Origin of the sequence: Halomonas sp. NPDC076908, assembly GCF_050269715.1 — a bacterium.
Lineage (GTDB): Bacteria > Pseudomonadota > Gammaproteobacteria > Pseudomonadales > Halomonadaceae > Vreelandella.
This window is the reverse complement of sequence record NZ_JBNNIW010000024.1, coordinates 1-12,618: the sequence shown is the minus strand read 5'-3', so window position 1 is coordinate 12,618 and position 12,618 is coordinate 1. Positions and strand designations below refer to the sequence as shown.

11 protein-coding genes are annotated in these 12,618 nt (G+C 53.2%); 9 read left to right on the top strand and 2 right to left on the bottom strand.

Features of this window, described 5'->3' with window-relative positions:
• Nucleotides 1–193: 193 nt before the first annotated feature.
• The 9 genes from ACQKE4_RS13965 to ACQKE4_RS13925 all read left to right on the top strand — a co-directional run bounded on the left by ACQKE4_RS13965 (nucleotide 194) and on the right by ACQKE4_RS13925 (nucleotide 9,410).
• Nucleotides 194–985, top strand: coding sequence for an ABC transporter ATP-binding protein (locus tag ACQKE4_RS13965; RefSeq protein WP_427389019.1), 792 nt, complete (start codon nucleotides 194–196; stop codon nucleotides 983–985).
• On the top strand, nucleotides 982–1,725 hold the full coding sequence (locus tag ACQKE4_RS13960; RefSeq protein WP_427389018.1) for an ABC transporter ATP-binding protein: 744 nt from the start codon (nucleotides 982–984) through the stop codon (nucleotides 1,723–1,725). The genes ACQKE4_RS13965 and ACQKE4_RS13960 overlap by 4 nt, the downstream gene beginning before the upstream one ends.
• Nucleotides 1,726–1,898: 173 nt before the next feature.
• Nucleotides 1,899–3,122, top strand: a complete 1,224-nt coding sequence (locus ACQKE4_RS13955; protein ID WP_427389017.1) for an ABC transporter substrate-binding protein — start codon at nucleotides 1,899–1,901, stop codon at nucleotides 3,120–3,122.
• 100 nt (nucleotides 3,123–3,222) lie between these two features.
• Nucleotides 3,223–4,110: a branched-chain amino acid ABC transporter permease gene (locus tag ACQKE4_RS13950; RefSeq protein ID WP_427389016.1), complete on the top strand. Its 888-nt coding sequence runs from the start codon at nucleotides 3,223–3,225 to the stop codon at nucleotides 4,108–4,110.
• 2 nt (nucleotides 4,111–4,112) lie between these two features.
• A complete protein-coding gene (locus tag ACQKE4_RS13945; RefSeq protein WP_427389015.1) occupies nucleotides 4,113–5,105 on the top strand; it encodes a branched-chain amino acid ABC transporter permease in 993 nt (330 codons plus the stop codon).
• Nucleotides 5,106–5,321: 216 nt separating this feature from the next.
• Nucleotides 5,322–6,476: an acyl-CoA dehydrogenase family protein gene (locus ACQKE4_RS13940; protein ID WP_427389014.1), complete on the top strand. Its 1,155-nt coding sequence runs from the start codon at nucleotides 5,322–5,324 to the stop codon at nucleotides 6,474–6,476.
• 36 nt (nucleotides 6,477–6,512) lie between these two features.
• Complete coding sequence (locus tag ACQKE4_RS13935; RefSeq protein ID WP_427389013.1) at nucleotides 6,513–7,628, top strand: enoyl-CoA hydratase/isomerase family protein; 1,116 nt, start codon at nucleotides 6,513–6,515, stop codon at nucleotides 7,626–7,628.
• A gap of 50 nt (nucleotides 7,629–7,678) precedes the next feature.
• Complete coding sequence (gene mmsB, locus ACQKE4_RS13930) at nucleotides 7,679–8,572, top strand: 3-hydroxyisobutyrate dehydrogenase (RefSeq protein ID WP_427389012.1); 894 nt, start codon at nucleotides 7,679–7,681, stop codon at nucleotides 8,570–8,572.
• Nucleotides 8,573–8,783: 211 nt separating this feature from the next.
• Nucleotides 8,784–9,410: a glutathione S-transferase family protein gene (locus ACQKE4_RS13925; protein ID WP_427389011.1), complete on the top strand. Its 627-nt coding sequence runs from the start codon at nucleotides 8,784–8,786 to the stop codon at nucleotides 9,408–9,410.
• An 857-nt stretch (nucleotides 9,411–10,267) separates the two neighbouring features.
• On the opposite strand, the gene ACQKE4_RS13920 is transcribed toward ACQKE4_RS13925, so the two are convergent.
• Both ACQKE4_RS13920 and ACQKE4_RS13915 read right to left on the bottom strand, forming a co-directional pair.
• Entirely contained in the window at nucleotides 10,268–11,188 is a 921-nt protein-coding gene (locus ACQKE4_RS13920) for a ketopantoate reductase family protein (RefSeq protein ID WP_427389010.1), read from the bottom strand.
• Nucleotides 11,189–11,362: 174 nt separating this feature from the next.
• Nucleotides 11,363–11,950 (bottom strand): NAD(P)H-dependent oxidoreductase, encoded by a 588-nt coding sequence (locus ACQKE4_RS13915; RefSeq protein WP_427389009.1) that lies wholly within the window; start codon nucleotides 11,948–11,950, stop codon nucleotides 11,363–11,365.
• Nucleotides 11,951–12,618: the final 668 nt, after the last annotated feature.

Here is a 12,618-nt window from a genome sequence, read left to right as displayed (position 1 = left end):
TTTTAGAATTGTAAGTACTTATTTACATTGATAATGCGTGTTGATAGACCAAAGTTGTAATTGTAATGCGACTACTTCAGTTGCTAGTTTGCACATGCACCTTACGTTCAGGTAAGGCAGTGGAGGCTGGTGATGCTTGTACTGTCCAACCTATAAAGCATTCAGCACTACAACAATAAGAGGCTGTCACTCTATGAGTGCAAACGATGTCCTTCAGGGACCTGTCCTCGAAACCCGAGGTCTGACCAAAGAGTTTCGCGGTTTTACAGCTGTAGATGACGTTAATCTTCAGGTACAAGAAGGGCATATTCACGCACTGATCGGCCCAAACGGTGCCGGTAAAACCACCGTATTTAATCTATTAACTAAGTTTCTACCGCCGACCCATGGCGATATTTTGTACCGTGGTAAGTCGATCACCAGCAAAAAGTCTAATGAGATTGCGCAGTTGGGCTTGGTGCGTTCGTTTCAAATTTCTGCGGTATTTGCCCACATGACGGCGTTGGAAAACGTGCGTGTGGCGCTCCAGCGCAAGCTAGGTACGTCATTCCATTTTTGGAAATCTGAAAAATCCCTGGATCATTTAAACGAGCGGGCGTTAGAGCTGCTTGAAGAAGTGGGTCTGCGCGAGTACGCCGACACGCTCACCGTAGAGATGCCTTACGGGCGCAAACGGGCACTTGAGCTTGCCACGACCTTGGCGTTAGACCCCACCATGATGCTGCTGGATGAACCCACCCAGGGCATGGGCGCGGAAGATGTAGACCGGATCGTGGCATTGATCAAGCGCGTCTCGCAAGGGCGTACGGTGCTTATGGTCGAGCACAACTTAAGCGTTGTTAGTCGCCTGTGTGATCGAATTACCGTGTTGGCGCGTGGCGCCGTGTTAGCAGAAGGTGATTATCAAAGCGTGTCCCGTAACCCGCTGGTGCGTGAAGCATATATGGGTAGCGACGCTGCGGAAGAAGAGGGAGCGCACGTATGAACACTGCTGAAGCCCAGGCGCCTGTCCAGAATTCTCCCAGCCGAGAAATGTTACGCGTCAAGGATCTGCACGCTTATTACGGCGAATCGCACATCCTGCATGGGGTAAATTTTGATGTAAAACGCGGCGAACTGGTCACGTTGCTAGGCCGCAACGGCGCTGGCCGTAGCACCACCTTAAAATCAATTATGAACATGGTAGGGCGGCGTACCGGCTCTATTGTGATTAATGGCAACGAAACGCTGCAGATGAAGGCGCACCATATTCCTCGTCTGGGTATTGGCTATTGCCCGGAAGAGCGTGGCATTTTTGCCAGCTTGGATGTGCAGGAAAATCTACTGCTGCCCCCCACCGTTTCGTCGGGTGGCATGAGCCTGGATGAAATTTACGCCATGTTTCCTAACCTTTATGAACGGCGTAAAAGCCAAGGAACGCGGCTTTCCGGCGGCGAACAGCAGATGCTAGCCATGGCGCGTATTTTACGCACCGGAGCGCGCATGCTGCTGCTCGATGAAATTACCGAAGGGCTAGCCCCAGTCATCGTGCAGAAGTTGGCAGAGGTGTTGGTTCAGCTAAAAGATCGCGGTATGACCATTGTGCTTGTAGAGCAGAATTTCCGCTTTGCGGCACCGCTGGCAGACCGTCACTTTGTGATGGATCACGGCCAGATTGTCGAAGAAATCAGCGCCGCGCAGCTGCCATCGCGCCGGGAACACCTCAACTCAATGCTAGGGGTATAACGCACTCTCTATTACTCACTACCTGTTACTCATTAACTATTAAGCGCTACTTATTAAACGCTCTTTGCGCCAACGCTTCGATGCTCACAAAATCAATAAATTAATCGCTACCAAGTACGTCGTTACACAACAGCTACACAACAATAAGGGCCCACAAGGGCCAGGAGACGAACATGACCTTTATGAAGAAAACGCTGGCCGCTAGTATCGCCGTGGCAGCTGCCTCTAGTTTTGCTATTTCCACCGCCCAAGCTGATATAAGCGACGGTGAAATACGCATAGGTTATCTGGCGGATATGTCGGGTACTTATCGCGACCTGGCTGGCCCAGGCGGTCAAACCGCACTAGAAATGGCCGTTGCCGACTTTGGCGGTAGCGTAAATGGCTCCCCGATTGTTGTGTTTAGCGCGGATGACCGTAACAGCGCCGACGTAGGTGCGAACACCGTGCGCGAGTGGATCGATCAGCGCAACGTGGACATGGTGGCAGGCTTAGTCGCCTCTTCCGTGACCATTGCGGTCACCCGTGTGCTAGAAGAGAACAATGGCCTGGGTATTGTGTCGGGTTCTGCGGCGTCTAGTGTGACCAATGAGCACTGTACACCCAATCACATTCATTGGGTGTATGACACTTACCCGCTGGCAAACGGCACCGCAAAAGCGGTCGTTGAGCAGGGCGGCGACAGCTGGTTTATGTTGACCGCTGACTATGCCTTTGGCCATGCGCTTGAAGCTGACGTAACAAAAGTGGTGGAGGAGAGCGGCGGCGAAATCGTCGGCGGTGTTCGCCATCCGTTTCCGACCAGTGATTTCTCCTCCTATATTCTTCAAGCCCAGGGGTCGGGTGCCAAAATTGTTGGCCTAGCTAACGCCGGCGCTGACACCGTCAATGCGATTACCACGGCCAGTCAGTTTGGCTTGACGCAATCTGGCCAGCAGTTAGCAGGCTTGTTGATTTTCTTGAATGATGTACACGCACTCGGTTTAGAAGCAACTCAAGGGCTATTGCTCACGACTGGCTGGTACTGGGATATGGATGAGCAGTCCCGCGAGTGGGCGCAGCGCTACTACGACGAAGTAGGTCGTATGCCCACCATGGTACAAGCAGGTATTTACTCTAGCACGATGCACTATCTAAAAGCCGTTGAGGAGGCTGGCACCGACGACCCTGAAACGGTACGTGCACAAATGGCCGAAATGCCGATTGAAGACTTCTTCGCCCGTAACGGCAGCATCCGTGAAGATGGCCGCATGATTCACGATATGTACCTAGCTCAGGTGAAAACGCCAGAAGAGTCCACCGGCGAGTGGGATCTTTACGAAATCCTCAGCACCATTTCCGCCGAAGAAGCCTACCGTCCGCTGTCTGAAAGCCAGTGCAAACTGGTCCAGAACTAATTTTAAGGCATTGCTTAAGCCTGAAATAAATGTAAGTGAAGGATAGAACCGGTTGGCGGCAATTTGCCGCCAACTGCTTGACGGCGAGGAGAGTCGCGTTATGACGATGATATTCGGCGTGCCATTGGCCGTCTTCATGGGGCAGCTAACGCTGGGCCTGGTGAATGGCGCCTTTTACGCACTGCTTAGCCTGGGCCTGGCGGTCATCTTCGGCCTGTTGAAGATCGTCAACTTTGCCCACGGGGCGCAATACATGCTGGGGGCCTTCGCCGCGCTGTTAGGCTTTCGTTATCTAGGTATTAATTACTGGCTGGCGCTGGTATTGGTGCCACTGGTGGTCGGTGCCTTTGGTGTTCTGCTTGAACGCTTTTTACTCCGCCGTATCGCCCATTTGGATCACCTGTATGGGTTACTGCTGACCTTTGGTTTAGCTCTAATTTTTGAAGGCACGCTGGTTAACTTCTTTGGCGTTTCCGGCGCGCGCTATGCAACACCTGAAATTCTCCAGGGTGGTTTGAATCTAGGCTTTATGTTCTTGCCTACCTATCGTGCTTGGGTGCTGGTCGCAGCCCTGACGATGTGTCTGTTTACCTGGTTTATGATCGAACGCACCCGCTTAGGGGCTTACCTGCGAGCGGGCACAGAAAACTCGCAATTAATGCAGGCCTTCGGCGTTAATGTGCCGCTGCTTATCACGCTTACCTATGGCTTTGGTGTTGGCTTGGCTGCCTTCGCTGGCGTATTGGCTGCACCGCTTTATCCAGTATCGCCGACCATGGGTTCCAGCCTGCTGATTGTGGTATTTGCGGTGGTGGTCATTGGTGGGATGGGATCGATTATGGGCGCCATTATCACCGGCCTGTCGATGGGTATCATCGAAGGCTTGACCAAGGTGTATTACCCGGAAGCTTCCAATACCGTGATCTTTCTCGTCATGATCCTTGTGCTCATGTTGCGCCCCGCAGGGCTGTTCGGTAAGGAGGCATAACCATGACAGAATCTACTTTGATTGCGGCGCCAACGGCGGTGCTTGAACGCCAGAAGCGTGCAAGATTTCGGCGTAATATGTTCTATTTGGCGCTGATTGTCGTCGGGCTGGTGGCGCCGTTCGTCGCCTATCCCGTGTTCTTAATGAAAGTGCTCTGCTTTGCACTGTTTGCTTGCGCGTTTAACTTACTGCTTGGCTATGCAGGGCTGCTTTCTTTTGGCCATGCGGCGTTTCTCGCCACCGGTGGCTACGTTACCGGCTACCTCTTGGCAAGCTACCCAGTGTTAACCCCAGAGTTGGGCATTATTGCCGGTACCCTGTTAGCGACGCTGTTGGGGGTTGTGTTTGGGGTGCTTTCCATTCGCCGCCAAGGCATCTATTTCGCCATGGTGACCCTGGCGATCGCCCAACTGGTGTACTTCATGTTTGTGCAGGCGCCATTTACCGGTGGGGAAGATGGCCTACACGGCGTGCCTCGCGGTGAGCTGTTTGGACTGATCAGCCTGCGCAGCAATATGACAATGTACTACTTTGTTTTCGCTATCTTCCTATTTGGCTTCGCGCTTATTCAGCGCACGGTGCATTCACCGTTTGGCCAGGTGCTGAAGGCGATTCGTGAAAACGAGCCCCGCGCAGTCTCGCTGGGCTACAACACTGATGCCTACAAGTTAGTGGCCTTTGTGATTTCAGCGGGCTTGGCTGGTCTTGCCGGTTCCACCAAAACCGTGGTCTTCCAGCTGGCCTCGCTAACCGACGCTCACTGGCATATGTCCGGCGAGGTGATTCTGATGACCTTGCTTGGTGGTGTAGGTACTTTGCTTGGTCCTTTAATGGGCGCTGGGATTGTGGTCAGCCTTCAGCACCTGCTGGCGCAGTCACCGCTGGGCAACTGGGTTAGCGTGATTTTGGGGATTATCTTTGTGGTGTGTGTACTGAGTTTTCGCAGCGGGATTATTGGCGAGCTGGACAAGATGTACCGCAAAAACTTTAAGTAGCACGTTTGCTACCCTTAACACGCTTTCTGTCCCGTACTTATTGATCCTTACTGTTGGGCGCCGTTTGGCGCCCTTTTTTCTATTCAGACTTTGAGCGCCTACACCTAAGGTCGCAAGCGCTGGCAGGTTGCTTGTCGTCGGGTAAATGGATAAGTTAACGTTAACGTCAATTATAACGACAACAGCAGTGCGCATGCGCATTCGCGGAGATACGCCATGAATTTTGAGCTTAATGAAGACCAGGTCGCTTTTGCCGATATGGCGCGGGCGTTTGCCCAAAACGAGCTAGAGCCTCACGCCGCCGAATGGGATCAAACCTCGTTCTTTCCGGTTGATGTGATTCGTAAAGCGGGCGAGCTCGGCTTCTGTTCACTCTATGCGCCCGAAAACGTCGGCGGGTTAGGCCTTTCGCGACTGGATGCCAGCATCATCTTTGAGCAGCTCTCCATGGGCTGCACCTCTACGACGGCCTATCTCACCATTCACAATATGGTTACCTGGATGCTGGCGGATTTCGGTACCCCGGAAGCAGTAGAGCAGTGGGGCGAAAAGCTAGCAACGGGCGAGCTGCTGGGCTCTTACTGTTTAACCGAACCCAACTCCGGTTCAGATGCTGCTTCGCTGAAAACCACCGCCAAACGCGATGGCGACCATTACGTGCTGAACGGCAGCAAAATGTTTATCTCTGGCGCGGGGAGCACTGACTTCCTAGTGGTGATGGCGCGTACCGGTGGCGAGGGCGCCAAAGGCGTTTCCGCATTTGCAGTCGATGCTCACAGTGAAGGCGTCAGCTACGGTCGCAAAGAGGAGAAGATGGGCTGGAACAGCCAACCGACCCGCATGATCACCTTTGAAAATGTGCGGGTGCCTGCCAATCACCTGCTTGGCAACGAAGGCGAAGGATTCAAGATCGCCATGAAGGGCCTAGACGGCGGCCGTATCAACATTGCCACCTGCTCAATTGGTACCGCTCAGCAGGCGATCAACAAAGCGCGAGAGTACATGCTTGAGCGCAAGCAGTTTGGTAAGCGCCTAGCCGAATTTCAGGCGCTGCAGTTCCGCTTAGCCGATATGGTCACCGAGCTGGTTGCCGCACGACAATTGGTGCGTATGGCCGCCGCTAAACTGGATGCAGGCCACGCCGACGCCACTACCTACTGTGCCATGGCCAAGCGTTTTGCTACCGATGTGGGCTTCAAAGTATGCGACGAAGCGCTTCAGCTATATGGTGGAAACGGCTATATCAAGGAGTACCCCATGGAGCGCTACGTGCGCGATACCCGGGTACACCGGATTCTAGAAGGCACCAATGAAATCATGCGCCTGATCATCTCCCGCCGGGTGCTGGCTGAAGGGGCCACCGAGCTGTAGCGGATAGTGAATATGATCTTCGGATAAGGAATGCTAATGAGTAGCGTACTGTTTACCGAACACCCTACCGGCGATGGCCACGTAATTGCAGAGATCAAGCTCAACGCCGAGCGCTCGCTTAATGCGCTAACGCTTGAGATGTGCGAAGAGATGTTGCCGCGTTTAAACGTCTGGGCGACCGACGAGCGAGTCGTGGCGATACTGCTGGATAGCGCGGGAGAGAAAGCGTTTTGTGCTGGCGGAGATGTTGTCAACCTCTATAAAGCGATTACCGGCCAGGGCGACCCCAGCTTTCCTGAACGCTTTTTTGAGACCGAGTACCGGCTCGATTATCTACTCCATACCTACCCCAAACCAGTGATCTGCTGGGGCAACGGCATTGTGATGGGCGGCGGTATGGGGCTGTTAAGTGCCAGCAGCCACCGGGTGGTCACGGAAACCTCTCGCTTAGCCATGCCAGAGGTCACCATTGGCCTTTACCCGGATGTGGGCGCCAGCTGGTTTTTGAATCGGCTCTCTAACGGTATCGGGCGCTTTTTGGCCATGACCGGCTGCCAAATAAACGCACCGGATGCCGTTCACCTTGGCCTGGCCGACCGCAGTATTGCAAGCCACCATCGTGATACCTTGGTGCAGCAATTAACTGATGCTCATTGGGGGAAAGGCGAAAATACCGACGCCCACGGTGTGGTTAATCGCATTATGCGTGAGCTTGAACAGACATCGCAGCCGGTATTTGCCGAGCTGGATGCGCCGGTTTACCAGCATTCACCGCTGATTCGCGAGCTGATGGATCACGACAGCGTTGAGCAAATTATCGAGGCCGTTGCAGCGGTCGAAAGTGACAATAAATGGTTCAGCAAAGCACAGCAAACGCTGGCTCATGGCAGCCCGGTGTCCGTCAGACTAATCGATGAACAGCTAAAACGCGCCAAGCACATGTCATTGGCGGAGGTGTTCCAATCCGAGATGGCGCTTTCGGTACAGTGCTGCCGCCATCGAGAGTTCCCCGAAGGTGTGCGTGCGCTGCTGGTCGATAAAGACGGCCAACCGACGTGGACTTACCCGGAGGTGGCCTCTGTGGAACAACACTTTATTGATGAACTGTTAGCCTCTCCGTGGGATAAGAACCCTCTTGCTGATCTAGGCTAATAAGCAGACCAAGATTTAATCTTCATAAACAAATAATAAGGACAAAAGAAATGACAACTGTCGCGTTTATCGGTTTAGGCAATATGGGTGGCCCGATGGCTGCCAACCTCGCAAAAGCAGGCTTCAACGTGCGCGCCTTTGATCTTACTGAAGACGCACTGGAGACCGCCAAAGCCAACGGCTGCGAAGTGGCTTTTTCGGCTCAAGAGGCCGCCACCGGTGCAGATTTTGTGATCTCCATGCTACCTGCAGGCAAGCACGTGCGCGGGCTGTATGTAGAGGGCGATACGCCGCTGTTCGAAGTCATCAAGCAGAGCGCGCTGGTCATCGACTGCTCCACCATCGATGCTGACACCGCCCGTAGCGTGGCTGCTGAAGGCGAGATGTTAGGCATTGGCTTTGTCGATGCACCGGTTTCTGGCGGAGTAGGCGGCGCTCAAGCGGGCACGCTAACCTTTATCGTCGGCGGCTCTGATGCCCAGTTCGAACAGGCCATGCCAGTGCTGGAGGTAATGGGCAAAAATATCTTCCACGCCGGTGACCATGGCGCAGGGCAGGTGGCCAAAGTGTGCAATAACATGCTGCTATCTATCTTGATGGCGGGCACCTGTGAAGCGATTAATATGGGCGTTAAAAACGGCCTAGACCCAGCGGTGCTTTCAGAAATTATGAAGCAGAGCTCCGGTGGCAACTGGGCACTAAATGTTTATAACCCTTACCCAGGGGTAATGGAAAACGCACCCGCGTCTAAAAATTACCAAGGTGGCTTCCAGGTAGATCTAATGATCAAAGACCTAGGGCTGGCCATGGATGTCAGCCAACAAAGCGCATCAGCGATCCCCATGGGCTCCGCCGCCCGCTCGCTATTCACCCTTCACAAAGCCAAGGGCAACGGCAAACTCGACTTCTCAAGCCTGATGCAGTTTTATCAAGATAAAGAGTGAGGATGAGTAGTGAGGTTTGAAGGGTAATGTGTGAGGGGGGAGAGGTGTTGTAGCGCGTGGTAACGAGTGTTGCGAGGAACGAGCAACACGAGGCACCCGCGGAAGGGCGGCGAAGCCGCCCCGGCAATGCCACTCAAGTACCTCCTTGCCACCTACCTTCATCCACGGCAAATTCAGCTTATTTACTATGCTCAAACAATAAAGGACCACTATGATTACGCTTTGGGGCCGCAATAACTCCACCAACGTCAAAAAAGTGCTGTGGGTACTCGAAGAGCTGGAACTGCCTTTTGAGCAAATCCAGGCCGGTCTTGAGCACGGGGTAAATAACACCCCGGAATACCTCGCCATGAACCCCACCGGTCTGGTACCACTACTCAAAGACGACGCCACCAATAGCGTACTGTGGGAATCCAACGCCATTATTCGCTACTTAGCCGCCCAATATGGCCAGAGCAAGCTATGGATTGAAGAGCCCGCCAAGCGCGCCCAGATGGAAAAGTGGATGGAGTGGGCCAACAGCACGCTTACCCCAAGCCATCGCAAAATATTGATGGGTTATGTAAGAACGCCGCCCGAAAAACGCGATCACGCCGCTATCGAAGCCGCGATTAAAGAGAGCGAAGCACTATTTGCATTAATGGATAACGCCCTGGCAAATCAGACCTGGTTTTCCGGTGATGCGTTTGGCTTGGGCGATATCGCCATCGCGCCGTTTGTCTACAACATGCTCAACAGCGGCCTAACTTGGCAACCTCGCCCACACCTACAGCTCTGGACAGAGCAGCTAGCCGAGCGACCCACTTACCGCAAGGTAGTGATGATCCCGGTTACTTAATAGAAATACACGATACACCACTCAAAATGGCTAATAAATTATTGCAGGAGGGCGCTTCAACGCGCGAAAGGGCAGCGAAGCTGCCCCAGGTTTCACGCACGAAACTCAATCCAAACAAACGACCACCCTCTCTAGATAACGGTTAACAGTATATCTGGGGCAGTACCTTAATATCCCGCAATGATTGATACCCATTGTAGGAGGGCGCTTTAGCGCGCGAAAGGGCAGCGAAGCTGCCTCAGGTTTCACGCACGAAACTCAATCCAAACAAACGACCACCCTCTCTAGATAACGGTTAACAGTGTATCTGGGGCAGTACCCTAATATCCCACAATGATTGATACCCATTGCAGGAGGGCGCTTCAACGCGCGAAAGGGCAGCGAAGCTGCCCCAGGTTTCACGCACGAAACTCAATCCAAACAAACGGCCACTCTCTAGATAACGGTTAACAGTGTATCTGGGGCAGTACCCTAATATCCCACAATGATTGATACCCATTGTAGGAGGGCGCTTCAGCGCGCGAAAGGGCAGCGAAGCTGCCCCAGGTTTCACGCACGAAACTCAATCCACACAAACGGCCACTCTCTAGATAACGGTTAACAGTGTATCTGGGGCAGTACCCTAATATCCCACAATGATTGATACCCATTGTAGGGGGGCGCTTCAGCGCGCGAAAGGGCAGCGAAGCTGCCTCAGGTTTCACGCACGAAACTCAATTCAAACAAACGACCACCCTCTCTAGATAACGGTTAACAGTATATCTGGGGCAGTACCTTAATATCCCACAATGATTGATACCCATTGTAGGAGGGCGCTTTAGCGCGCGAAAGGGCAGCGAAGCTGCCTCAGAATAGGCCTAAAAACTAGCCTCTAGCACCGCTAACTCATCATCCAGCCCCTGCAACACCTCACACCCCACCCCATGCCGCCTGGCACTCTCAATCAACGGCCCTAAAATAGCCCCGCGTTCAGTGGGTCGCTTAGCCTCCACATCCTGCAGCATAGACGCTTTATTGCTTGCGGTTTTCTCAACCACCTGCCACACCAGCTCCAGCCACGCCTCCTCATTCTGTCCGTTATTGGGTGGCTGAATACCCAAGGCAAACATAATCGTTGCCACTTCCTTTACCACAGCCACCACACGGCCCGCATAAGCTTCACCGCGCAATTCACCATTACGCACACCATGCAGCGCCACCAACGGGTTAATCGCTGCGTTAACCGCTAGCTTCTGCCACAACCGTTGGCGAATATCATCCACTGCTCTAGCGGCAAGGCCCGCCTGGGTTAATGTCTTCGCCAGTGTTTCCGCCAGCTTGCTGTGCTGATTATTCAAATCGCCAACATAGGTATGCCCACGCCCCGCATGAACCACACCATCATCACCGGTTAAGTAAGCGCCTTCAGTAGTAGTGGCGCAAAGCACCGGCCCAGGCCAGGTTTGGGTAATGAGCGGCTGGGCATAAAAACCGTTCTGCCAAAGCACCAGCGGAGTGGAGGGCGCAATAATGCTGATAAGGCTTTCAAGCGCGGTCTCAGCCGCCATCGCTTTGGTAGTGATATGCACAAAGGCGGGCGGCACCGGCGCATCAGCCGCCAACTGCTCAGCGGTAAGTGAGGTTAAGTGCTGCGCACGCACTTCGCCCTCCGGCGTGGTTAGCAACTGTCGCGAAGGCAATACACGGCGGCCAATCACCGCCACATCAACAAACGGGGTTAGGGAGTGCGCCAATAGGCGGCCAATGGCACCAGGGCCAAGAATCCAGTGGGTATGCATGGGGAAAGTATCTTCAGCAACGAGAGTACTGTAAAGCTTACCGCGTTCGGTGTGGGGAGGCTAAAGGGAGAAAAGGGGCTATAGATAGCATTTTGTCTAGTTGCCTTGCCTCGGCCGCAAGTTCAACAACTGCGTCATGCATTACCGTCATCTACTGGTTGGCCGCTGTTAGCTTCACTTGGCTTCTTTTCCTAACTTATGCAGCTTGCGAAACCATTCGTTGCGTTTTTGCTCGCTCATTGTCTCTACACCTCCGATCAGAGTCTCACGCACTGAAGAGAAGCCGACAAAGCCAAGGACATTGCGCTCCAATGATTTGATGCTGTGCGCTCGATAAAGATGTCGATAGATCACCGCTGGCATGCCCATGGTCACCACGACTCGCGCTGTGCGTTCAGTCAGACCCTTTTTCCCCAGTGGGTGGCCTTCCACGTGCGCGAAGGCGAAGCCCGGTCGCAGCACTTGTTCTAAAAACGCTTTGACAAGAGCTGGCATGTCGCCAAGCCACAGTGGAAAGATAAGCACCAAGTGCTGACACCAACCGATGGACTCTTGCGCTGCTGTTAGTGAAGTGGGCAGAGGAGTCGTTTGCCACTCCTGCTGGCTGCGCAGTAGCGGGAATTCCAGAGAGGAGATGTTAATCAGGCGAACCTCGTGGCCGCTGGCCTGGGCGCCTTCGCTATAGTGATCCGCGAAAGAGTGACACAGGTGCGCCTTACTGGTATCGGGGTGGCCCAGCAGGATCAGGATTCGCTGGCTCATTTGTCAGGTTCTCGCTTTAAGCAGAGTAGTAGGAGCACTTGCTTTGGCGGTTATTAATCAATCTTTGCGCTTACTATTATTTAATAGCAACGCTGATTGTGCGACGCAATATGGTTTTTATCATGCAACGGCAGCCCATGAGCCAATGTCGGCCAATGCCTAAGGGTTAAGAGCCCAGCCGGTGGTATAAGCAAAGCATCTACAGCAACGTGAATGCTGCCAAGCTTTCCGCGTTCAACCCAAGGAGGCAAAGCGAAGAAAAGCGCTAGATACGTGACTATTTTCTAATGACACGGATAAGCCAGATTTGGTAGTTTTGAAGCTAAGCAGAGTTTGAGGGAGTAGGTGGTGGGGTAAGAGCGTGCATAAAAGGGTTTTTGAGCTGTTGATGGCCGCTTTCGATCCAAAGCGGTCATGCCGGGAAATGCAGCAGGAGCGCGAATTTTGGCTATACTGCCAAATTTAAATTAATAGTTGTAAGAATCATAGGCTTGGGAGAATCTGGCAGGCTGCATTTGCCGGAAAAAAGTGCCAGCACGATTGTCCAATCATAGGATGGGCAGTCTAATACCTGTTAGCACCAGAATGGTCAGACATGGCAAAGGTTAAGAAAAAGCTCACTCCGACTCAAAGACGTGCGAGGAAATTCGCCAAGGCCGAGCGACAAA

Bases quoted from the DNA above. Each gene is read 5' to 3' on its own strand.
- ACQKE4_RS13965 (WP_427389019.1), top strand. From the start codon at position 194: ATGAGTGCAAACGATGTCCTTCAGGGACCTGTCCTCGAAACCCGAGGT.
- ACQKE4_RS13960 (WP_427389018.1), top strand. From the start codon at position 982: ATGAACACTGCTGAAGCCCAGGCGCCTGTCCAGAATTCTCCCAGCCGA.
- ACQKE4_RS13955 (WP_427389017.1), top strand. From the start codon at position 1,899: ATGACCTTTATGAAGAAAACGCTGGCCGCTAGTATCGCCGTGGCAGCT.
- ACQKE4_RS13950 (WP_427389016.1), top strand. From the start codon at position 3,223: ATGACGATGATATTCGGCGTGCCATTGGCCGTCTTCATGGGGCAGCTA.
- ACQKE4_RS13945 (WP_427389015.1), top strand. From the start codon at position 4,113: ATGACAGAATCTACTTTGATTGCGGCGCCAACGGCGGTGCTTGAACGC.
- ACQKE4_RS13940 (WP_427389014.1), top strand. From the start codon at position 5,322: ATGAATTTTGAGCTTAATGAAGACCAGGTCGCTTTTGCCGATATGGCG.
- ACQKE4_RS13935 (WP_427389013.1), top strand. From the start codon at position 6,513: ATGAGTAGCGTACTGTTTACCGAACACCCTACCGGCGATGGCCACGTA.
- mmsB (WP_427389012.1), top strand. From the start codon at position 7,679: ATGACAACTGTCGCGTTTATCGGTTTAGGCAATATGGGTGGCCCGATG.
- ACQKE4_RS13925 (WP_427389011.1), top strand. From the start codon at position 8,784: ATGATTACGCTTTGGGGCCGCAATAACTCCACCAACGTCAAAAAAGTG.
- ACQKE4_RS13920 (WP_427389010.1), bottom strand. From the start codon at position 11,188: ATGCATACCCACTGGATTCTTGGCCCTGGTGCCATTGGCCGCCTATTG.
- ACQKE4_RS13915 (WP_427389009.1), bottom strand. From the start codon at position 11,950: ATGAGCCAGCGAATCCTGATCCTGCTGGGCCACCCCGATACCAGTAAG.